Raw genomic sequence first — 21374 nt, forward strand, 5'->3', positions numbered from 1 at the left:
GGCAATTTTCGGGGATAAACGGTAGATTGCGCCCCTGTTTTGGTGATGGTTTAGCGACTGTTTGCTGTCTGTTTGAGAGGCCGTCCGGCCTGTGAGGAAACCCGATGAAGCTCTATTTTGTCCTGGTGGCACCTGCCCGACCTGCGAACGTGGGGGCGGCTGCCCGCGCCATGAAAACCATGGGATTCGATGCCATGCGACTGGTGGCGAGCCGGGTACACGAAGAGGAGGAGGCGAGCTGGGTGGCCCACGGCGCCCAGGAGATCCTGACTCAGGCCGAAGCGTTCGAGACTTTGCCCGAGGCGCTGGCCGACATGGATCTGGTGATCGCCACCACCGCCCGTGAGCGTGGTCGCTACCAGCACTACCTCACGCCGGGGGAGATCCGCGAGCAGATCCGCAGCAAGCCTTCCCTCGGCAAGGTCGCCATCGTTTTTGGCTGCGAGGAGTCGGGGCTTTCTAACGAGCAGCTGGCCGAGGTCGATCTCATCAGCTATCTGCCGCTCAAGGTGAGCTACCCGTCCCTCAATCTGGGGCAGGCGATCATGCTCTACGCCTACGAGATGAGTCAGCTGATGGATGAGCTGAACGCTGACGGCGGCGCTGCGGTAGCAGAAAATTTTGATAACGCCGGACAGGTTCGGGTGCTGAAAAGCAAAACAGCAGAATTGCTGGGTGAACTCGGAGTTTCGCAGGATGAAAAACTGCATCAATGGGTGATGGACCGGGTGCCCATGCTGCCGCAGCGGGATTTGAACATGCTCCACCTGCTCTGCAAAGACCTTGCGCGCAAACTTGGCAAAGAGGTTTAAGTTGACAGCCCATCGCCCGCCGCGGTATTGCTAAAAGCCACCTTCGTCAACGAGTGTTCGTCATGCAGTTATTCACCAACGTCATCACCACCACCATTATTACCGGTACCACCACAGGTGGCACTGGGGCCGGTTGATGCGCTGACGAACAAGCACAGAAATCAGAAAAGGCCCGTACCCACCCAGTACGGGCCTTTTTGTTGGATTGGTTTTTAGATTGAATTTCATAGATTTACAGGGAGAGAAAGCGATGAGAGTGTTGAAATTTGGCGGGTCTTCACTGGCCGATGCAGAGCGTTTTTTACGGGTGGCCGATATCGCGGTCAACACCCACGGCCAATCTCAGGTAGCCCTGGTGCTCTCTGCACCTGCCAAGGTGACCAATCATCTGGTGGCGCTGGTGGAACAGACCAGTCGCGGCATGGATGCCAGTTCCACCCTGTTTGAAGTGAACGGTATCTTCTCCCGACTGCTGGCCGGGTTGAAGGCAGCCTATCCGGCGCTCGATGACAAGGCGCTGCTGGCCCGTCTCACCGCCGAGCTGGATCAGGTGGAGCGCCTGATGCAGGGCATCCGTCTGCTGGGCCTCTGCCCGGACAACGTGCAGGCGCGCATTCTGAGCCGTGGCGAGAACCTCTCCATCGCCTTTATGCACGAGCTGCTGCGGGTGCGCGGTCTGGATCTGGAGCTGATCGTACCGGAAGAGCTGCTGGTCACCGACGGCGGTTATCTGGAAGCGCACGTCGATATTGAAGCCTCCCGCCTGCGCTTTGCCGCCAAGGGGCTGCGTAGCGATTGCCTCTACCTGATGCCGGGCTTTACCGGTGGCAGCGACAAGGGCGAGACCGTGCTGCTGGGTCGTAACGGCTCCGACTACTCCGCCGCCGTGCTGGCTGCCTGCGTCGATGCCGAGTGCTGCGAGATCTGGACTGACGTCGAAGGCTGTTACAGCTGCGACCCCCGTCTGGTGCCGGATGCCTACTTGCTGAAAACCCTCTCCTACAAGGAGGCGATGGAGCTCTCCTACTTCGGCGCCAAGGTGCTGCATCCGAAAACCATCGCGCCGGTGGCCCAGTTCCATATTCCCTGCCTCATCAAGAACAGCTTCAACCCGCAAGGGCCGGGCACCCTGATCGGCCCCGAGAGCGGCGACGATGACCTGAAAGTGAAGGCCATCTCGGATCTCTCCGGCATGTGCATGTTCAACGTCTCCGGTCCCGGCATGAAGGGGATGGTCGGCATGGCCGGTCGCATCTTCTCCGCCGTCTCCCGCGCCGGGGTCAGTATCGTGCTGATCACCCAGTCATCTTCCGAGTACAGCGTCAGCTTCTGTATCCACAGCTACGACAGTGAGAAGACCCGCAAGGTGCTGGAGCGTGAGTTCGAGCTGGAATTCAAAAACCAGCTGCTGGAGCCGCTGGATATCATCAGCGATCTGGCGATCATCTCCCTGATCGGTGACGGCATGCGCACCAGCAAGGGGATGGCGGCCCGCTTCTTCACCTCGCTGGCGCAAGCCTCCATCAACATCGTCGCCATTGCGCAGGGCTCTAGCGAGCGCTCTATCTCGGCGGTGGTGCGGGATCGCAAGGTGGCGGAAGCCATCAAGGCGTGCCACCAGAACTTCTTTGGCAGCCAGCAGTTTATCGATCTCTTTGTGGTCGGAGTCGGCGGCGTCGGTGCCGCGCTGGTGGATCAGATTGCCCGCCAGCAACCGGTACTGGCCGAGCAGGGCACTGGCCTGCGGGTAGTGGGCATCGCCAACAGCCGCCAGATGGCGGTCAACAAGGATGGCCTGAACCTCGCCAACTGGCGCGAACAGCTGGTGGAAGCCCGCGACAGCTTCTCGCTGGAAGGGGTGAAAAAGCTGGTGGAAGATAGCCACATCATCAACCCGGTGATCGTTGACTGCACCTCCTCCGAGGCGGTTGCCGTCCAGTATGCCGACTTCCTCGCCGCCGGTTTCCATGTGGTGACTCCGAACAAGAAGGCCAACACCGGCTCGCTCGATTACTACAAGGCGCTGCGTCGCACTGCCCGCCAGACTCGCCGCAAGTTCCTGTACGAGACTAACGTCGGCGCAGGTCTGCCGGTTATCGAGAACCTGCAAAATCTGATCAAGGCCGGTGACAAGCTGCGTGCTTTCGACGGGATTCTGTCCGGTTCCCTCTCCTTTATCTTCGGCAAGCTGGATGAAGGGATGGCGTTCTCTGAAGCCACCAAGATCGCTCGCAGCAACGGCTTTACCGAGCCGGATCCCCGCGACGATCTCAACGGCATGGATGTGGCGCGCAAGCTGCTCATTCTGGCTCGCGAGGCGGGCATGGCGCTGGAGCTCTCCGATGTGGAAGTCGAGCAGGCGCTGCCGCCCGGCTTTGATGTGAGCGGCGACGTGGAAGCCTTTATGGCCCGCCTGCCCGAAGCCGACGGCTGGTTCCGCGACCAGTTCGCCGCCGCCCAGCGTGAAGGCAAGGTTCTGCGCTATGTGGGTTCCATCGAGGGTGGCAAGTGCAAGGTGGCCATCAAGGCGGTCGGTGGCGACGAGCCGCTGTTCAAGGTCAAAGACGGGGAAAACGCGCTCGCCTTCTTCTCCACCTACTACCAGCCGATCCCGCTGGTGCTGCGCGGCTACGGTGCCGGTACCGAAGTGACCGCGGCGGGCGTCTTTGCCGACGTGCTGCGCACCCAGAACTGGAAGCAGGAGCTATAAGCATGAGTTCAGACATGTACCAGAGCAGTAGCGTCGTCGCCTACGCGCCCGCCTCCAGCGCCAACCTGAGCGTGGGATTCGATGTACTGGGGGCGGCGCTCGCCCCCGTGGATGGCTCTCTGCTCGGCGATCGGGTGCAGGTAAAAGCGGCTGACGTGCCGTTCGCCCTCTCATCCGTGGGCCGCTACGCCCACAAGCTGCCGGACGATCCGAAAAAGAATATCCTCCATGACTGCTGGGTCGCCTATGGCGAGGCGCTGGAGAAGCGCGGCCTTAAACTCAAGCCGCTCGAAATGGTGCTGGAAAAGAACCTGCCGGTCGGCTCGGGTCTGGGTTCCAGCGCCTGCAGCGTGGTGGCGGCCCTTGAAGGGCTCAACGCCTTCCACGGCGAGCCGCTCAACGAGCACGACATGCTGCTGCTGATGGGGGAGATGGAAGGCAAGATCTCCGGCTCCGTTCACTACGACAACGTGGCCCCCTGTTATCTGGGTGGCATGCAGCTGGTGGTGGAGGAGGCGGGCGTTATCAGCCAGGGTATTCCGGTGTTCGATCAGTGGTACTGGGTGGTCTGCTACCCGGGCACCGTGGTCTCTACCGCCGCGGCCCGCGCCATTTTGCCGGCCCAATATCGCCGTCAGGATTGCCTCACCTATGGCCGCCGCCTGGCTGCCTTTGTCCACGCCAGCTACACCGGACAAGAGGGATTGGCCGCCAGCGTCTTGAAAGACGTGATTGCCGAGCCCTACCGCGCGGCGCTGATCGAAGGCTTTGCCGAGGTACGGGCGCAGGCGGCCCAGAACGGGGCGCTCGCCACCGGCATCTCCGGCTCCGGCCCCACCGTGTTTGTGGTGATGAAGGATCTGGCGCAGGCCGAGCGAATGAAGGATTGGATGGAAGCACATTTCGTGCAGAACGAAGATGGATTTGCCCGGGTCTGCAAACTGGACATGGCCGGGGCACGGGTAACAGGAAGCGAGCTATGAATCTTTACAATATCAAGGACAAGAGTGAACAGGTGAGCTTCGCGCAGGCGGTGCGTCAGGGCTTGGGTCGCGAACAGGGGCTCTTCTTCCCCGAACAACTCGAACCGCTCGCCGATGTCGATGCACTGCTCGATCTGCCGCTGGCCGAACGCACTGCCCGCATCCTGAGCCACCTGCTGGGTGATGAAGTGCCCGCAGCCAAGGTGAGCGAGCTGATCAATGCCGCCTTCACCTTCCCGGCGCCGCTGGTGAAACTCAAAGATGGCACCTATGCCCTTGAGCTGTTCCACGGCCCGACCCTGGCATTCAAGGATTTCGGCGGCCGCTTTATGGCCCAGTGCCTCGCAGCCTTTAGAACCAACGACAAGATCACTATCCTCACTGCCACCTCCGGCGACACCGGCGCCGCCGTGGCCCACGCCTTCTACGGGCTGGAGGGGATCGAGGTGGTGATCCTCTATCCCAAGGGCAAGATCAGCTCCTTGCAGGAGAAGCTCTTCTGCACCCTCGGCGGCAATATCCGCACCATCGCCATCGATGGCGACTTCGATGCCTGTCAGGCGCTGGTAAAACAGGCCTTTGACGACGAAGAGCTGAAAAAGGCCATTGGCCTCAACTCCGCCAACTCCATCAATATCAGCCGTCTGCTGGCGCAGGTTTGCTACTACTTCGAGGCAGTGGCCCAGTTGCCCAAAGCCGATCGTGCCAAGGCGGTGATCAGCGTGCCGTCCGGCAACTTTGGCAACCTCACCGCAGGTCTCATCGCCAAGGCGCTGGGGCTGCCGGTGAAGCGCTTTATCGCCGCCACCAACGCCAACGATACAGTGCCGCGCTACCTGAAAACCGGTCAGTGGGAGCCGCACCAGACAGTGGCCACCCTGTCTAACGCCATGGATGTGAGCCGCCCCAACAACTGGCCGCGAGTAGAGGAGCTCTGCCGTCGCAAAGGCTGGGCGCTGGAGACCTTGGGCTCCGGCATGCGTGATGACGCCCAGACTCGCGCTGCCCTTAAACGCCTGCACCAGCTGGATTATCTCTGCGAACCCCACGGCGCCATTGCCTGGGATCTGCTGGGGGAACAGCTTGCCGAGGATGAAGTGGGGGTGTTCCTCTGCACTGCCCATCCCGCCAAGTTCAAGGAGTCGGTGGACGAGATCTTGCATCTGGATGTACCGCTGCCCGGCCCGTTGGCCAAGCATGCCGAGCTGCCGCTGCTCTCCGTTAATTTGCCTGCTGAGTTTGCCCGGTTAAGGGCGTTTTTGGTGGGTTAAGCTGCTGAGCTGAGATAACCGATAGAAATAAAAATCCTCCGGTAATGGGGGATTTTTATTGTCTGGATTGGGAAGGGAGTGGCGAATTAAGTTCGGGTTTCAGATTGTATTAGTTTATTACTTAGATACTCTGCCGCTATTTCTTGATAGCGCTAGCCGAGTTAGTTTAAGCGGGTACACAGTTATCGGAGAGAAAGACTCGAAGTTGAGAGATTAAGGAGGGATTGTCAGGTTGGCTAGCAAAAACATCATAAACTATTAGGTTCACCTTTTTGTAATATCATCCATATATTGAGATGTTGGTGTAGCTAAAACGGAATAAAATTTTTTCAGATGAGAGGGACTTTTTTATTTTGATTTGTCAAGTTTTTATTTTTATTTGGGCGGCATCCAAATAAAGCTCACTTTAGAAAGGCTGAATTTTATCAGACTAACCCATCTATGCATCATAATTCAAGGTGAAAAAATGAACTGAAATTAGTATACGTAGAATTTAGTTATGCCCCCTAAGGGGCATGGTTTCAGAAAGGTAATAAGCGATTATTAGTTTTAGCTTGTTTCAACTTGACAGAAATGAAAGTAGTTAAAATTCTCATCATGCAAAGTGAATTCATCACTATCTAAATATCGTAATGCATTTCATACTATATGTTTTTATTGGGCCTGGCTTTACATGTATTATCTTTCCGAATATTCTTATATTCCATTTATTTTCTTTAGTTAGGATGCTCAGTTCATTTTTATCCATCTCTGATGTTGGTACATCACAGATGAATGAAACGCCCCCTGTTGCTAATGGAACGTATGGATAGTTGAAGTTTAAAGAATCTGTAGTTGTTTTTACATCAATATCGCCGTCAAGTAATATCCATTCGTTAACACTGTAAGTATCAGATGCTCTACTTCTTAGTGCCTCATCAGAGAGATTCTTCTTTACCAACTCTATTTTTTGTTTGTTATATTCTATTCCGTAAGCGTCAAATACTCGTATAGAATCCTCAACCTTGCCCCATTCTTTACTTTCTATATGCAAAGATTTTGCCGTTGCTAGCTTATTGTCTTTAGACAAGTAATTAATTATTTTTGTCGTTTTTTCTGCATCACTTAACTCCCTAGGTTTGAATTTGTTTTTATTTTCATCTGATTGTTCATCTTTGCCATCTAGGTTTATTAAGTCTTTAAAATTAAATCCGCCCTCAATAGAGCTTGCATTTTTATTTGATTTTTCACTCTCAATAAGATTTAGCTCTGGCTGAGTCTGTGAATATAAATTGTTTAAGCTCTGCTTGTTAACGTATATGACTTCAATTGGATTGCTAATTAGATTAGTCTTTTCAATGTTTTGTTGGATTTCTGTTATTAATTTCGATATGTTTTGGAATTTTTCTGCTGATTGCAGTTCAAAATATGTGGTCAAAATGCGAGTTAAAGCAGTGATTAGCAGCAGCCAAAATAAAATTATAGTATATTGGTGTCTATAAATTGACAAAAGATTCTGGAAAAATGAGTGATGATTATTTTCAATGTGTTGTATGGTAAAATAAAAAGCAAAACCTATAGCTATCGCTCCCAAATTCCATAGGAGGTAACGGGTTTGCATTTCATGAAACAACATTTCAAAACCACCGTATGTTAAAACTGACACATACCAAGATGGGAAAAAAATAATGCCCATTAGAATGTAAACTACTGTGACACCTAGTATTATTTTGTAGCCATATCGTCCTAACATAAAACCCCTAACTTTATGATTATCACGTAAAAAATTAAAAGTTAATTTCACACGAAGTGTTTTTAGTTTGAAATTAAGCGAACTTGAATGGTTGTCAAGATGGTATGTCATTTAAACTTATATCATTAGATTTCCATTTGTATTGGTTATATTTTACTCGTTGCATAAATTTGAATTTTAAAAAGTAATCTCTAGTTGAACATAGTATTACAAAGTGCTTCATCGATTGGCGATGGCTGTAGTCCATCTAGTAAATAGATATCAATCATAATCCAATAGAGGCTGGTCGTTCCAGTCAAAAAATGACGTAACTATCAGAAAAATCGCCATTTTTGCGCCTACTCAACAAATAACACTGACCGGGTACTGGATTCCCATGGCCCTTGATTTTATTGGGGTTGGCAGACGTTGCAGGAAAGTAGGGGGCAGACTTGCCGTCGGGGAAGGGCTGGCTGAGGGCAATCCCGCTCTTCCAATCGGCGCTATAGTGCGGGCGATGGTTGCTCTGTGCTCCGCTCCCAAGCTGGCGAGGCGGGGGATCTGCGGCAACAATCAGCTGTTGCCATCACAACCATTTGCAACACATCGTCATGCCAATATGACCATGCAAACACATCACCAGATAGAGAGGAGATCTCCCATGAAGCGTACCATCCTGTTCGGCCTGCTCTGCGGCAGCGTGCTGCTTGCCAATCCGGTCTTTGCCAACGACGCAGCCCAGTTGCAGTGCGAGGCGCAGGCCGCAGCCAAAAAGCTTAATGGCGCCGCCAAGACCAGCTTTGTCGGCAAGTGCGTGAAAGATGCCGCTGGCGCCGCGACCGGCGAGTGTGAGAAGGCGGCCGCCGACAAGAAGCTGGCCGGAGCGGCCAAGAACAGCTTTATCCAGAAGTGCGTGAAGACGAACGCGACGGTGGATCCGGAGGCCAAGTGCGAGAAGGCGGCGGCCGACAAGAAGCTGGCTGGCGCGGCCAAGAACAGCTTTGTCCAGAAATGCGTGAAGGATAGTACCGCCAAGTAAGGCATTTTCTCATCCGGTGTGTTTGCGGGGGGCCATCAAGGCCCCCCGCGCTTTTGGGGCGTACAGATGGCGCAACGTACAAGCCTTGTATCGGGGCGGTAATAGCGACACTATTGACTCCTTTTATGGATTCCGCAGAGGCGCAGCCATGACCTTCCGTTACCAAACGTGGCGTTGGAGAGCTCCATTTGTGCGGGATTACGCGCGATAAGGGAGCAAAGCAGGATGATGGAAGGGACGCAATGGCGCTGGCTCAATGAACCGACCGAGTGGCACCAGACAGACGACGGTTTGCAGGTAGTGACAGACCGGCAGACCGATTTTTGGCGCAGTACCTGGTATGGCTTCGAGCGCCACAGCGGGCATCTCTATGGCTGCGAGGTGGCGGGGGAGTTTACCTTTCAGGTCTGCGTCGAGGGGGAGTTCACTACCCTCTACGATCAGGCGGGGCTGATGCTGCAAGACGAGGCGCACTGGCTGAAAGCGGGGATCGAGTACAACGATGCCCAGCCGATGATCGGCAGCGTGCTGACCAATCCGCGCTCTGACTGGGCCACCGGCATCTTCACCGGCAATCCGCGCCGCTTCTGGCTGCGGCTGACCCGGCTGGCGGACTGCCTGCGTTTGCAATACTCCACCGATGGCAAGGTGTGGCCGCTGCTGCGCCTCGCTCCGTTCCCGCCAAGCGAACGCTGTTTTATCGGGGTGATGTGCTGCACACCGGAGCGGCAGGGGCTGGCGGTGCGATTCTCTGACCTGCGCCTCACGCCGCCCCTTGGCAAGGCGCTCCATGATTTGAGCTAGGCCAGCGGTTTTGCCTGCGACATTCTGCCAATAAAAAAGCGCCCGCAGGCGCTTTTTTCATTTGGCTGGTAGAGCCTCAATTAGCTGATCAGGCTGGCCCACAGGTCATATTCGTCGGATTCATCGATCCGCACCTTGACCATGTCGCCCGGCTTGAGGCCGGTTTCGCCGTTGAGGTAGACCAGACCGTCGATCTCCGGTGCATCGGCAAAGGAGCGGCCAGTGGCGCCCTCTTCATCCACTTCGTCGATGATGACAGTCATCTCCTGACCCACTTTGCGGGCCAGCTTGCGGGTGGAGACCTGCTGCTGCAGCTCCATAAAGCGCTGGAAGCGCTCTTCCTGAATCTCTTCCGGTACCGGATCCGGCAGCTCGTTGGCCAGCGCCCCTTCGACCGGGCTGTATTTGAAGCAGCCGACCCGATCCAGCTCTGCCTTGTCAATAAAGTCCAGCAGCATCTGGAAATCTTCCTCGGTCTCGCCCGGGAAGCCGACGATAAAGGTGGAGCGCAGGGTGATCTGCGGGCAGATCTCGCGCCACTTCTGGATCCGCTCCAGGGTGCGCTCGACAGTGCCCGGGCGCTTCATCAGTTTCAGGATGCGCGGGCTGGCGTGCTGCAACGGAATATCGAGGTAGGGCAGGATCTTGCCATCGCGCATCAGCGGGATGACGTCATCCACGTGCGGGTAGGGGTAGACGTAGTGCAGGCGCACCCAGATGTCGAGCTTGGCCAGCTCTTCGCACAGGGCGACCATGCTGGTCTTGACCGGCATGCCGTCGTAGAAACCGGTGCGGTGCTTCACATCGACGCCGTAGGCGGAGGTGTCCTGGGAGATAACCAGTAGCTCCTTCACGCCCGCCTCTTTCAGGCGCTTGGCTTCTGCCAGCACGTCGCCGATGGGGCGGCTCACCAGATCCCCGCGCATGGAGGGGATGATGCAGAAGGTGCAGCGGTGGTTGCAGCCTTCGGAAATCTTCAGATAGGCGTAGTGGCGCGGGGTCAGCTTGACGCCGTGGGCCGGTACCAGACTGGTGAAGGGGTTGTGCTGCGGCTTCTCCACATATTTGTGGACGTGACCCAGCACCTCTTCGTAGGCGTGGGGGCCGGTGATCTCGAGCACCTTGGGGTGGATCTCGCGGATCTGGTTCTCTTTGGCGCCGAGGCAACCGGTGACGATCACCTTGCCGTTCTCGGCCAGCGCTTCGCCGATCGCTTCCAGCGACTCTTGCACCGCGCTGTCGATAAAGCCGCAGGTGTTGACGACGACCAGCTCGGCATCGTCATAGCTGGGCACCACATCGTACCCTTCGGTACGCAGCTGGGTCAGGATGCGTTCGGAATCGACCAGGTTTTTGGGGCAACCCAAGGAGACGAATCCTACTTTGGGGGCCTGTTTTGTGTTGGACATCGCTCAATCACTCTTAGGTGGCTCTTCTTTAAGGGCGCGGATTTTACCGGAATGGTTAACCAAAAACTATACAGCCAGCATGGCAGAACCGAACAATATCTCCGACCAGGCAAGATTGCGCCGCACCAACAGCCGTTGATGGCGCGCCCTTGGTAGGGCTATTGCCTCTGCCATGCGGGTTGGTTGTGGGGATGTTGCTTTGTTGATTTTCCTCTCAATATTGATTTGGTGACAGAGAGGAGAGCACCGGGAGTCACTATACTCCCGGTACGGGAACCCGTTGGAGAAGGCGATGGAAAGTTCATTTGGCGAAAAAATGCAGAGTGTACATGCCACGCTCAGGCAGCGCTTTGACAAGCTGAGTCGGGTGGCCATCGCGATTTACGATCCCCATACCGATCAGCTCAAGACCTTTGCCCACAGCACCGAGGGGCCCTCGCCGCTGGTGCAGTATGAGGTGAAGCTGAGCGATGTTCCCTCCCTGAGTTATCTGGCGGAGCACAAGCAGCCCCGGGTGCTCAGCAATCTGGATGCCCTGCGTGGCTCTGCGTCGGAGCACAGCCGCAAGGTACTGGAGGCGGGTTATGCCTCCAGCTATACCGAGCCGCTGCTGTTCAACAGCAAGCTGTTTGGCTTTCTGTTTTGCGATGCCATGGAGCCGGGATATTTCGAGGAGCCGATCCGCAGCGAGCTGTCGGCATATGCCCAGGCGCTCTCGGCCATCATTGCGGTGGAGTTTTTCTCCATCCAGACCCTTGGCGGCGCGCTGACCACGGCGCGGGAGTTTAGCCGCTATCGGGATGAGGAGACCGCCAACCATCTGCACCGGATGTCGGCCTACTCCCGGCTGATCGCCAAGACGCTGGCCCCGACCAGCGGGCTGAGCGATGAGGAGGTGGAGTTTATCTACCTCTTCTCCGAGCTGCACGACATCGGCAAGATCGCGGTGCCGGACGCCATTTTGCTCAAGCCGGGCAAGCTGACCCCGGAAGAGTTCGAGATCATGAAGATCCACCCCGGCAAGGGGCGGGAGATGATCAGCCTGATGATCAACGAGTTTGGTCTCGATGGCATTCATCATACCGATATGCTTACCAATATCATCGCCAGCCATCACGAGCGTTTCGACGGCACCGGCTATCCGCTGGGGCTGGCGGGGGAGGCGATCCCGCTGGCGGCGCGCATCGTGACGGTGGCCGATGTGTTTGATGCCCTTACCAGCGAGCGCCCCTACAAGAAGGCATGGCCGTTCGAGACGGCGTTTGCCTATCTGGAGGAGCATGCCGGCAGCCAGTTTGATCCCGCCTGCGTTGCCGCAGCCCTGCACAACAAGGCCGAGTTTTATGCCATCTATCAGCAGTATCAGGATCCGGCCTGCACTGCGAGCGTGGCGGCCAGTGGCGCCGAGCCGGGTTGAGCGCGTGTGATGAGCGTAAGGGGGGAAAGAGGCGGTTCAAGTATGGCGAGGAGTAAATAGAGAGGGGGTACCAGCAGGTGCCCCCTCTCTTTTATGCGCCTCTCGATTCCACGCGCCCTTATTTTGCCGACCTTATCTCTGCGGCTATGGCGTTTGCGCTCAGGTTACTTTTTGGGCGCCGGCTCGCTGATCTGATAGAGGTGATCCGCGCAGGCGCTGGAGCAGCCACAGGGGCGTACCTCTTTATCTTCCCGTTTCTGGGCAAGCTGGTATTGGCGCCACCAGATGATGGTGCCCATGGCCAGGATCAACACGAACGAGGCGAGCAGGCTCAACAACCAGATGGACATGATCTCTTCTCCTTGATGATGACATGCACGGCGATGGCATCAGTGATGATGGCAGCAACCGCCCTGCTGGTTGGCGCCTTCACTGCCGTGGCAACAAGTATGGCCTTGTCGTGAGCTCTCTGCCTGATTGCCACTACTGGCGCAACAGTGATCGGAGCCACTGTTGCAACCACCGTGACAATGGGGGTGGCCTGCGCCGACGGGCTGGATGGCACGGATAGTCGCCTTGCTCTGATGACGACGAGACGGACGGCCCTGACTTGCCTCGGTAAGAGGTTGCAAATTGGTGGGGGCTAGCAGCGCGGGCAGCGGCAGGCGGGCAGAGCGACACTGCAGCACCCGGATATTGGCCGCCAGCAGGCGACTCAGCATCCGCTCGCCGATATTGCGCACCACCACCTGACCCACCTGATGATGGGCGAGGGCGTCGAGCAGCGCTTGCTTGCCGTGGCAGCCTTCGGCGGCGGCCGGGTTGGTCAGGGTGGTGATGACGTTCCCTTCGGGGTTAAGAATTTGCAGCTGCTCGGCACGGGTAAAGTGGCCAGCCAGCAACCCCTGACTCAGCATCAGGGCGCTGTTGCAGGGGTTGGTGGTCATGGTTGTGACAGCATTCATGTCGGCTCTTCTCCACTGGTTTGGTGGTCGGGCTCGGCGGTGTGCATCATCAATGCCTTGCCCAGACTCAGACACTCCACCACCTTGTAGCGCCCTTTTTTCAGGATATTGGCCAGGGTCTGGCGGGAAACCCCCATCACCAGGGCGGCCTCCTGCTGCTGCATTCCTTGAAGGTCGACGAGGCGCAGTGCCTCAAACTCGTCAGGGGCCAGCGTGACCTGCTCCAGCTGATGCATGGGGCGGCCGTTGGGTTTGAAGCAGCTGTTGGCGGGGCGGCCACAGATCTGGCGGACAATCTTGGGTCTTGGCATGGTGGCTCCTAATTGGCATAAGCCATTTATACGCTCATATGTGGCATATGCCAATAATTTTGTCGGGTGTAGAGAGCTGCGCGAATGCTGTTTACGGCAGAGGGGGGTAAAGAGAGGGAGGAGGAATACGTACAAAAGCAGTGAAGGTGGCAGAAACGACGCAGGCCCGAACATGGTTCGGGCCTGCGGTTTTGCAGAGGATGGTCGGGCAATCCCGGCGAGTTTACGCCTGTTCGGCCTCGGCCACAGGAGCTGCGCTCTCGCTACCGTTGGCGAAGCGATCCGCCCACAGGGCAATCACGCCGTCACCGGTGACGTTGCAGGCGGTGCCGAAGCTGTCTTGCGCCAGATAGAGTGCGATCATCAGGGCGATGGAGGCTTCACCAAAGCCGAGCATGGAGGTGAGCAGGCCCAGCGCCGACATCACGCCACCACCCGGCGCGCCCGGTGCGGCGATCATGATCACCCCCAGCATCATGATGAAGGGGAGCATGGTCTCGATGCCCGGAATGGCCAGATGCTCGGAGAGGAACATCACCGCGGTGGCACAGGTGACCAGGGTAATGGTGGAGCCACAGAGGTGAATGGTGGCGCACAGCGGTACGGTGAAGTTGGCGATACCGTCGCTCACCCCGTTGTTCTTGCTCGACTGCAGGGCGACTGGAATGGTGGCGGCGCTCGACATGGTCCCCAGCGCAGTAAAGTAGGCGGGCAGCATGTTCTTGATGAGCTGGGCCGGCGAGCGGCCAAGGGCCAGACCGGTGCCCACGAACAGCACGGAGAGCCAGATCCAGTGCATCAGGATCGCCATCACCAGTACCACGCCGAAAGTTTTCAGGGTGGCGAATACGGTGCCTTCCACCGTCATCTCGACGAAGACGCCGGCGATGTAAAACGGCAGCAGCGGGATGATCACCTTGGCCAGCAGGCGGTCGATGATGTCACGACCCTGATCGGCGACCCGGCGCAGATCGGTGGCCTGGGTGGCGCTGATGCCGATGCCGAACACGAAGGCGGCGGCCAGTGCCGACATCACGCCAAACAGCGGCGGGATCTCCAGATTGACGTAGGAGGCGAGCTTGATAGCCGTGGCCGTGGTGGGCTCGGCGGCGGTGGTGAACTGCGGGATCAGGTGGCTCGCCACGGTAAAGGCGAACAGCCCCGCCAGAATGGTGGAGCAGTAGGAGAGGGCCACGGTTTTGCCCAGCAGCTTGCCGGAGTTTTTCGGCAGGCTGGCGATGCCGCTCATGATAAAGAACAGAATGATGAGCGGAATGGTGAAGGTGATCAGCTGACCTATCACTGTCTTGGCCGTAAACAGCACGCGCGCCACCCACTCAGGGGCGTAGAGACCGAGCAAGAGACCGGCAAGGATGCCAGCAATGAGTTTCAGGACAAGTTTCATAAGGAAATCCGGAGTTGGTTGTATTGTCTGTTTTGTTATTAAAATTTGATATTAATCACACTTTTTAACACGTAAGCCGTGTTATGTCTGCCTTTTCTGCGTTAACGCCGAGTTAAATATTGTCGAAAGCCAGGATCGCCGACTAGCTGTCGGCTTGGCGTTGAACGGGAAAATCCGTGATGAATTAGCCCGTTAGGTGGCCTGATGATCGCCACGCAGCAACATGACGTACTGGGTGGCGTGTTGACCTGTGCATGATGGCGTGTTGGTCGAGGCGGCTTCCATCGGCGCCAGTTGCAGCGCTATCCCGGATGTGGTGACCAGTTGCTGTAGCTGAGCGTCAGTTATCTTGCCGCTTGGCGACAGGGGGAAGCAGATCGGAGCGCCCGCTTTGAGCAGGGTCGCCAGCTGTTGCAACAGTGGGACAAGGGTGGCCGCGTCGCTATCAAGCGGGCGGCTCAGCCAGATGCCATCGTAAGGGAGCACCGAGTGCATCTTCGCCAGTGGGCAGACCCGCACTGCTTGTCCGGATTGCTGTGAGGCAACTCTGGCGTCGGCCAGTACCGCTTCACAGGCGGTGACCACATACCCTTCCGCACGCAGCCAGCACAGATCCTCCCCCATACCGCACTGACCATTGAGCAGGTGAGCACCGGGTTTGAGACGTGCCACAAAGGCAGCCCGAGCGTGGGCGTGCTGGTCGTTAAATGGCCGGGAAGCGGGGATGGCGTCAGAGTGTGGCACAGGGGTTACCTCAAGCAGGGGGCGCACAGGGTAACAAATCGGGGCCTGACTGCCAAAACGCGCGGTCAGGCCCCGATTTGGATGTGAAGAAGTTGCCGGAGCCGGTTAGCGGCCGCAGGCAGGCCCGTGGGGTTGGGCCAGCATGGTGAACATGCTCTCTATCATAAAGGCGGATTCGCCCTGCAGGTCGATCCGCCCCGGAAAGTGGAGCCAGTTGATGATGTAGCCATCCAGAGTGCAGTGGAGCAGGGTGGCGGCGCGCTGCAGGTTGAGGTTGGCGGGCAGTTGGCCCCGCCGTACCGCGTTGGCCAGGGTGGTCTCCAGGTCCCGAAAGAAGTTGGCGGACTGGCTGCGGATATGCTCGCGCAGTGAGATGGCTTCCCCCTCCAGCGATTCGAGATTGAACAGGATGGTGAACATCTGCCGCTGGGCCGGATTGTGAATGAAGCTGTGGAGCACCCCTTCGAAGAAGAGGCGCAGTTGCCCCAGCGGATCCGGCTCATCTGGATTGAGGCAGGCATCGAGCTGGTGGGCAAGGGGGCTGCAGAGCTCCTGCCAGAGCGAAATGAAGAGTTCATCCTTGTTCTTGAAGTGCCAATAGATGGCCCCGCGGGTCAGGTCTGCCGCCCTGGCGATGTCGGTCAGGCTGGTCTTGGCCAAGCCCTGAGAGCAGAACAGATCCAGCGCCGTGCTCATGATGTGGCAGCGGGTTTGCTGCGCCTCTTCTTTGGTTCGTCTGGCCATCGAAATTTGTGCCTCATGCAAGCAAAAAGTCACTTACATACATTTATGAATGTATGTATATTGCCTCATCTTTCGACTATTTACCAACAGGGCCCATGCGGCCCTGATTGTTCATTGACTGGCAAAGGCTCAGGTGTTTCATGCATAAACATATTCTTGCTCGTTCAGTTGGTCTTGCCTTGCTGGCTACAGGCTTGCTGGCAGGTTGTGGTGACAAGGGGGGCGCACCTCAGGGACAGGGCGACATGCCCCCCGCGGCGGTCAACGTGGTGACCCTGCAGAGCGGTCCGCTGATGTTGACCACCGAGTTGACCGGCCGCAGCGCCCCGTTGCGGGTGGCCGAAGTGCGTCCGCAGGTGAGCGGCATCATCCTCAAGCGTCTCTTTACCGAGGGAAGCGATGTGAAGGCGGGTGATCTGCTCTATCAGATCGACCCGGCTGTCTATCAGGCGGCAGTCGCCAGCGCCAAGGCCAATCTGGCCAAGGCCGAGGCCAACGAGCAGAGTGCCCGCCTCAAGGCGCAGCGCTATCAGGAGCTGCTCAAGGTCAAATCCATCAGCCGTCAGGACTATGACGACGCCGATGCGAGCTGGAAGCAGGCCAAGGCGGAGATCATGGCGAGCAAGGCGGCTTTGCGCACTGCCGAGATCAATCTCGGTTACACCCGCATCACCGCCCCCATCAGTGGCCGCATCGGTAAATCCGCGGTGACCGAGGGGGCGCTGGTGACTGCCCAGCAGGCTGATAGCTTGACTGCCATCCAGCAGCTCGATCCCATGTATGTGGATGTGCGTCAGTCCACCGCCGATCTGTTGCGCCTCAAGCGACTGGTCGCCGAGGGCAAGTTGACTCAGGACGAGCAGAAGGGGGCCAGGGTGACCTTCCTGCTGGAAGATGGCTCCACTTATGGCGAAGAGGGCTCGCTGCAGTTCTCCGATGTGACCGTGGATGAGACCTCCGGCATGGTGACCCTGCGGGTGATTGTGCCCAACCCTCATCAGCTGCTGCTGCCCGGCATGTTTATGCGCGCGATCCTGCAAGAGGGTGAGCGGGCGCAAGGGCTGCTGGTGCCGCAAACTGCCGTGACTCGCACCCCCAATGGCGGTGCCACCGTGATGATGGTGACCGCTGACAACAAGGTGGAGCTGCGCAATGTGCAGCTGAGCCGTGTCGTCGGCAGCAACTGGGTGGTGGAGTCAGGCCTCACCTCCGGTGAGCGGGTGATCGTGGCTGGCTTGCAGAAAGTACGACCGGGCGCCGTGGTCAATCCCGCCGAGCAGGGTGCTGATGCACCGTCTGCTCAAGCTGCGTCCAACACCCCGGCCAACAAGTAGGATGGAGTAGTCGCTTCATGGCTCGATTTTTTATAGACAGACCCATTTTTGCCTGGGTGATCGCGCTGGTGATCATGCTGGCGGGCAGCCTGGCCATCATCAAATTGCCGGTCGCCCAGTATCCCAGCATTGCGCCGCCCGCTGTCGGTATTTCCGCCAGCTATCCGGGCGCATCCGCCAAAACGGTGGAAGACTCGGTAACCCAGATCATCGAACAGAACATGACCGGGCTGGATCACCTGCTCTACATGTCCTCCCAGTCTGACTCCGCGGGGCGGGTGTCGGTGACCCTCACCTTCCAGCCGGGGACCGATCCCGATATCGCCCAGGTGCAGGTGCAGAACAAGCTGCAGCAGGCGATGTCGCTGCTGCCGCAAGAAGTTCAGCAGCAGGGGATCCGGGTACAGAAGACCTCCAGCAGCTTCCTGATGGTCGCGGCCTTCATCTCCAGCGATGGCTCGATGAACAACGACGATCTGGCGGACTATGTGGTCTCTAACATCAAGGAGCCTCTGAGTCGTCTGGACGGGGTAGGGGATATCACCCTGTTCGGCAGCCAGTACTCCATGCGGGTCTGGCTCGATCCCAACAAGCTCAACCGGGTGCAGATGACCCCGGGGGATGTGCAAGCAGCCATCAAGGCGCAAAACGCCCAGGTGGCGTTCGGCAAGCTGGGTGGCACCCCGTCGGTGGAAGATCAGCAGTTCACCGCGACTATCATGGGGCAGACCCGGCTCTCTACCGTGGAGCAGTTCAACGATATCCTGCTGCGGGTGAATCAGGATGGCTCCAAGGTACGGCTGAAAGATGTGGCCCGGGTCGAGCTGGCAGGCGAAAGCTATGACGCCGATGCGCTCTACAACGGCCAGTCTACCGCCGCGGTCGCCATCAAGCTGGCGACCGGCGCCAACGCGCTGGATACCGCCGAGAAGGTGCGTGCCAAGCTCAATGAGCTGTCGGATTACTTCCCGGCCAATATGGAGATCGTCTACCCCTACGACACCACGCCGTTTGTGAAGATCTCCATCGAGGAGGTGGTGCAGACCCTGATCGAGGCGATCTTCCTTGTGTTCTGCGTCATGTATCTGTTCCTGCAGAACTTCCGCGCCACCCTGATCCCGACCATTGCGGTGCCTGTGGTACTGCTCGGTACCTTCGGGGTGATGGCGGCGTTCGGCTTCTCCATCAATACCCTCACCATGTTCGGTATGGTGCTGGCCATCGGCCTGCTGGTGGATGACGCCATCGTGGTAGTGGAGAACGTGGAGCGGCTGATGAGCGAGGAGGATCTCTCCCCGCTGGAAGCGACCCGCAAGTCGATGACCCAGATCACCGGTGCGCTGGTGGGGATCGCGCTGGTGCTCTCCGCCGTGTTCGTGCCGATGGCCTTCTTCGGCGGCTCGACCGGTGCCATCTATCGCCAGTTCTCATTGACCATCGTCTCTGCCATGGTGCTGTCGGTGCTGGTGGCGTTGATCCTGACTCCGGCGCTCTGTGCCACCCTGCTCAAGCCGATGAAACATGGCGAGTTTGGGGCTAAGCGCGGCTTCTTTGGTTGGTTCAACCGCGCCTTTGATGCCGGTACCAATCGCTATCAGAGCGGCGTGCGCAAGGTGATCAAGCAGGGTGTGCGCTACAGCCTGATCTACGGCGCCATGCTGGCGGTACTGGCAGTGCTCTTTATGCGAATGCCCACCTCTTTTCTGCCGGAAGAGGATCAGGGGGTCATCATGTCCATGGTTCAACTGCCGGTGGGGGCGACCAAGCAGCGCACCGAGGTGGTGCTGGCAGACATGCGCGACTATTTCCTGAAAAACGAGAAGGATAACGTTGACTCCGTACTGACCGTATCCGGCTTCAGCTTCGCCGGTAGTGGCCAGAACGCGGGTATGGCCTTTATCAAGCTCAAGGACTGGAGCGAGCGCAAGAGCCCGGATTGCAGCGCCAATGCCATCATCGGCCGCGCCATGGGCTATCTGTTCAGCATCAAGGAGGCGCAAGTGTTCGCCTTTAACTTGCCTCCGATCCCGGAGCTGGGGACGGCGACCGGTTTTGACTTCTTCCTGCAGGATCGCGGCGGTATCGGTCACGACAAGCTGATGGCGGCGCGTAACCAGCTGCTCGGCATGGCGGCGCAGGATCCCACTCTGGTGCGAGTACGCCCGAACGGGATGGAAGATACGCCGCAACTCGATATCAAGATCGACTACGAGAAGGCGCTGGCGCAGGGGCTATCCATCGCGGATATCAACAACACCCTGGCCACTGCCTGGGGTTCTTCCTACGTCAATGACTTCGTCGACCGTGGCCGGATCAAGAAGGTCTACATGCAGGCGGACGCCCCCTTCCGGATGAACCCGGAAGATCTGAAACTCTGGTATGTGCGCAATAGTGCGGGTCAGATGGTGCCCTTCTCCGCCTTTGCCAGCACCGAGTGGAGCTTCGGCTCGCCGCGTCTGGAGCGTTACAACGGCGTGCCGGCGATGGAGATCGTCGGTGAGGCGGCGCCCGGCAAGAGTACCGGTGATGCGATGGCAGCCATCGAGCAGATGGTGAAACAGCTGCCGGAAGGGGTGGGCATCGAGTGGACCGGGCTCTCCTTCCAGGAACGTCAGGCCGGCTCACAGGCACCCGCGCTCTACGCCATCTCCTTGTTGGTGGTGTTCCTCTGTCTGGCAGCCCTCTACGAGAGCTGGAGCATTCCGTTCTCGGTGATGCTGGTAGTACCGCTCGGGGTTCTGGGGGCCATTGTGGCTGCCACCCTGCGCGGGTTGGAGAACGACGTTTACTTCCAGGTTGGTCTGCTCACCACCATCGGCTTGTCGGCAAAAAACGCGATTTTGATCGTGGAATTCGCCAAAGAGCTCTACGACAAGGGGATGGGCTTGGGTGAGGCGGTGGTGGAGGCGGCACGCCTGCGTCTGCGTCCGATCCTGATGACCTCGCTCGCCTTTATCCTCGGGGTCCTGCCGCTGGTGATCAGCTCCGGCGCCGGCGCCAGCAGCCGTAACGCCATCGGTACCGGCGTGATGGGGGGGATGATCAGTGCTACCGTGCTGGCCATCTTTTTTGTCCCGCTCTTCTTTGTGCTGGTGATGCGCTACTTCACTAGCCACAAGAGTAAAGAGGCGCGCATGGCTGCAGCAGTTGAGTCAAAAGGTGACTGATGGCATGCAGGTTTAGCTAATTTGAACAGAGTTCAATAAATCGCCAGCCAGCTTTGGGCTGGCTGACAATCAGACAGGGCAACCCCATGGGTTGCCCTGTTTTTTTGTTCAAAAGAGCAACAGACGAAACTAAGTAACAACTTGAAGCTGATGCAATGAAACAGGCATTGTTCATTGAATGGCCTCAATTTGCTCCCTATCAAAACACTTTTAGCTGTTCATCTTCGGGGGAAACGGGATAGAATTCGGCATCAAATCGGGCTGACTCGGTGTGGCAAGCAGTTTCAATTAGCGACTGTTTACTTTATCCACACCGCCAAAAACACAATAATGCTGGAGGACATGATGACCAACAGCGTGAGCAATGTGGTGAAAAGCAGCAAACTGGGGGCTGTAACCCAGTGCGGTAGCCATGATCATTTCGATCTTGTGTTTAAAAAACAACCGTTCTGGTTGTTGCTGTTGGGGAAAGTAGTTGATTACTTTGTTAGGTGCATAGACTAGTGCTGCGGCGATGTATCACAGTGTCATCATCATCATCATCATCA

The 21374-nt window shown here is 57.5% G+C and carries 17 protein-coding genes; 9 read left to right on the plus strand and 8 right to left on the minus strand.

The window, feature by feature from the left end; genetic code table 11:
• The first annotated feature begins 104 nt into the window (after positions 1 to 104).
• From AACR14_RS07140 to thrC, 4 genes are all read left to right on the plus strand, one after another.
• A complete protein-coding gene (locus tag AACR14_RS07140) occupies positions 105 to 812 on the plus strand; it encodes a tRNA/rRNA methyltransferase (RefSeq protein WP_019445659.1) in 708 nt (235 codons plus the stop codon).
• Positions 813 to 1062: 250 nt separating this feature from the next.
• A complete protein-coding gene (gene thrA / locus AACR14_RS07145; protein ID WP_019445660.1) occupies positions 1063 to 3522 on the plus strand; it encodes a bifunctional aspartate kinase/homoserine dehydrogenase I in 2460 nt (819 codons plus the stop codon).
• 2 nt (positions 3523 to 3524) lie between these two features.
• On the plus strand, positions 3525 to 4505 hold the full coding sequence (thrB, locus tag AACR14_RS07150) for a homoserine kinase (protein ID WP_026034959.1): 981 nt from the start codon (positions 3525 to 3527) through the stop codon (positions 4503 to 4505).
• Positions 4502 to 5776 (plus strand): threonine synthase, encoded by a 1275-nt coding sequence (gene thrC / locus AACR14_RS07155; protein ID WP_019445662.1) that lies wholly within the window; start codon positions 4502 to 4504, stop codon positions 5774 to 5776. Before thrB ends, thrC begins: the two co-directional genes overlap by 4 nt.
• Positions 5777 to 6392: 616 nt before the next feature.
• Here the strand turns inward: thrC and AACR14_RS07160 are convergent.
• Entirely contained in the window at positions 6393 to 7619 is a 1227-nt protein-coding gene (locus AACR14_RS07160) for a hypothetical protein (RefSeq protein WP_156808788.1), read from the minus strand.
• 529 nt (positions 7620 to 8148) lie between these two features.
• Here AACR14_RS07160 and AACR14_RS07165 point away from each other — a divergent pair.
• Positions 8149 to 8526 (plus strand): hypothetical protein, encoded by a 378-nt coding sequence (locus AACR14_RS07165; RefSeq protein WP_019445664.1) that lies wholly within the window; start codon positions 8149 to 8151, stop codon positions 8524 to 8526.
• A 225-nt stretch (positions 8527 to 8751) separates the two neighbouring features.
• Positions 8752 to 9330: a DUF1349 domain-containing protein gene (locus AACR14_RS07170; protein WP_019445665.1), complete on the plus strand. Its 579-nt coding sequence runs from the start codon at positions 8752 to 8754 to the stop codon at positions 9328 to 9330.
• An 80-nt stretch (positions 9331 to 9410) separates the two neighbouring features.
• Here the strand turns inward: AACR14_RS07170 and rimO are convergent, their stop codons facing one another.
• Positions 9411 to 10739, minus strand: coding sequence for a 30S ribosomal protein S12 methylthiotransferase RimO (gene rimO, locus AACR14_RS07175; RefSeq protein ID WP_019445666.1), 1329 nt, complete (start codon positions 10737 to 10739; stop codon positions 9411 to 9413).
• 292 nt (positions 10740 to 11031) lie between these two features.
• On the opposite strand from rimO, the gene AACR14_RS07180 reads away from it, so the two are divergent.
• Entirely contained in the window at positions 11032 to 12156 is a 1125-nt protein-coding gene (locus tag AACR14_RS07180; protein WP_019445667.1) for an HD-GYP domain-containing protein, read from the plus strand.
• Between the two features lie 164 nt (positions 12157 to 12320).
• Here AACR14_RS07180 and AACR14_RS07185 read toward each other — a convergent pair whose 3' ends face one another.
• The 6 genes from AACR14_RS07185 to AACR14_RS07210 all read right to left on the minus strand — a co-directional run bounded on the left by AACR14_RS07185 (position 12321) and on the right by AACR14_RS07210 (position 16325).
• Positions 12321 to 12506 (minus strand): hypothetical protein, encoded by a 186-nt coding sequence (locus AACR14_RS07185; protein WP_005350263.1) that lies wholly within the window; start codon positions 12504 to 12506, stop codon positions 12321 to 12323.
• Between the two features lie 39 nt (positions 12507 to 12545).
• Complete coding sequence (locus AACR14_RS07190; RefSeq protein WP_019445668.1) at positions 12546 to 13121, minus strand: NifB/NifX family molybdenum-iron cluster-binding protein; 576 nt, start codon at positions 13119 to 13121, stop codon at positions 12546 to 12548.
• Positions 13118 to 13432 (minus strand): DUF134 domain-containing protein, encoded by a 315-nt coding sequence (locus tag AACR14_RS07195; protein ID WP_019445669.1) that lies wholly within the window; start codon positions 13430 to 13432, stop codon positions 13118 to 13120. Before AACR14_RS07195 ends, AACR14_RS07190 begins: the two co-directional genes overlap by 4 nt.
• Positions 13433 to 13655: 223 nt before the next feature.
• Entirely contained in the window at positions 13656 to 14837 is a 1182-nt protein-coding gene (locus AACR14_RS07200) for a dicarboxylate/amino acid:cation symporter (protein ID WP_005359180.1), read from the minus strand.
• Positions 14838 to 15029: 192 nt separating this feature from the next.
• Positions 15030 to 15581, minus strand: a complete 552-nt coding sequence (locus tag AACR14_RS07205; RefSeq protein WP_026034960.1) for a hypothetical protein — start codon at positions 15579 to 15581, stop codon at positions 15030 to 15032.
• A 105-nt stretch (positions 15582 to 15686) separates the two neighbouring features.
• On the minus strand, positions 15687 to 16325 hold the full coding sequence (locus tag AACR14_RS07210) for a TetR family transcriptional regulator (protein ID WP_005359187.1): 639 nt from the start codon (positions 16323 to 16325) through the stop codon (positions 15687 to 15689).
• Positions 16326 to 16465: 140 nt separating this feature from the next.
• On the opposite strand from AACR14_RS07210, the gene AACR14_RS07215 reads away from it, so the two are divergent.
• Entirely contained in the window at positions 16466 to 17659 is a 1194-nt protein-coding gene (locus AACR14_RS07215) for an efflux RND transporter periplasmic adaptor subunit (RefSeq protein WP_019445671.1), read from the plus strand.
• A 17-nt stretch (positions 17660 to 17676) separates the two neighbouring features.
• The gene (locus tag AACR14_RS07220; RefSeq protein ID WP_019445672.1) at positions 17677 to 20826 is read left to right on the plus strand and encodes an efflux RND transporter permease subunit; all 3150 of its coding nucleotides are present in this window, start codon (positions 17677 to 17679) and stop codon (positions 20824 to 20826) included.
• Positions 20827 to 21374: the final 548 nt, after the last annotated feature.

Origin of the sequence: Aeromonas sp. 159 (genome assembly GCF_963862045.1) — a bacterium.
Lineage (GTDB): Bacteria > Pseudomonadota > Gammaproteobacteria > Enterobacterales > Aeromonadaceae > Aeromonas > Aeromonas veronii.

Coding starts and splice junctions, on each gene's coding strand:
- AACR14_RS07140 (WP_019445659.1), top strand. CDS start 105: ATGAAGCTCTATTTTGTCCTGGTGGCACCTGCCCGACCTGCGAACGTG.
- thrA (WP_019445660.1), top strand. CDS start 1,063: ATGAGAGTGTTGAAATTTGGCGGGTCTTCACTGGCCGATGCAGAGCGT.
- thrB (WP_026034959.1), top strand. CDS start 3,525: ATGAGTTCAGACATGTACCAGAGCAGTAGCGTCGTCGCCTACGCGCCC.
- thrC (WP_019445662.1), top strand. CDS start 4,502: ATGAATCTTTACAATATCAAGGACAAGAGTGAACAGGTGAGCTTCGCG.
- AACR14_RS07160 (WP_156808788.1), bottom strand. CDS start 7,619: ATGACATACCATCTTGACAACCATTCAAGTTCGCTTAATTTCAAACTA.
- AACR14_RS07165 (WP_019445664.1), top strand. CDS start 8,149: ATGAAGCGTACCATCCTGTTCGGCCTGCTCTGCGGCAGCGTGCTGCTT.
- AACR14_RS07170 (WP_019445665.1), top strand. CDS start 8,752: ATGATGGAAGGGACGCAATGGCGCTGGCTCAATGAACCGACCGAGTGG.
- rimO (WP_019445666.1), bottom strand. CDS start 10,739: ATGTCCAACACAAAACAGGCCCCCAAAGTAGGATTCGTCTCCTTGGGT.
- AACR14_RS07180 (WP_019445667.1), top strand. CDS start 11,032: ATGGAAAGTTCATTTGGCGAAAAAATGCAGAGTGTACATGCCACGCTC.
- AACR14_RS07185 (WP_005350263.1), bottom strand. CDS start 12,506: ATGTCCATCTGGTTGTTGAGCCTGCTCGCCTCGTTCGTGTTGATCCTG.
- AACR14_RS07190 (WP_019445668.1), bottom strand. CDS start 13,121: ATGAATGCTGTCACAACCATGACCACCAACCCCTGCAACAGCGCCCTG.
- AACR14_RS07195 (WP_019445669.1), bottom strand. CDS start 13,432: ATGCCAAGACCCAAGATTGTCCGCCAGATCTGTGGCCGCCCCGCCAAC.
- AACR14_RS07200 (WP_005359180.1), bottom strand. CDS start 14,837: ATGAAACTTGTCCTGAAACTCATTGCTGGCATCCTTGCCGGTCTCTTG.
- AACR14_RS07210 (WP_005359187.1), bottom strand. CDS start 16,325: ATGGCCAGACGAACCAAAGAAGAGGCGCAGCAAACCCGCTGCCACATC.
- AACR14_RS07215 (WP_019445671.1), top strand. CDS start 16,466: ATGCATAAACATATTCTTGCTCGTTCAGTTGGTCTTGCCTTGCTGGCT.
- AACR14_RS07220 (WP_019445672.1), top strand. CDS start 17,677: ATGGCTCGATTTTTTATAGACAGACCCATTTTTGCCTGGGTGATCGCG.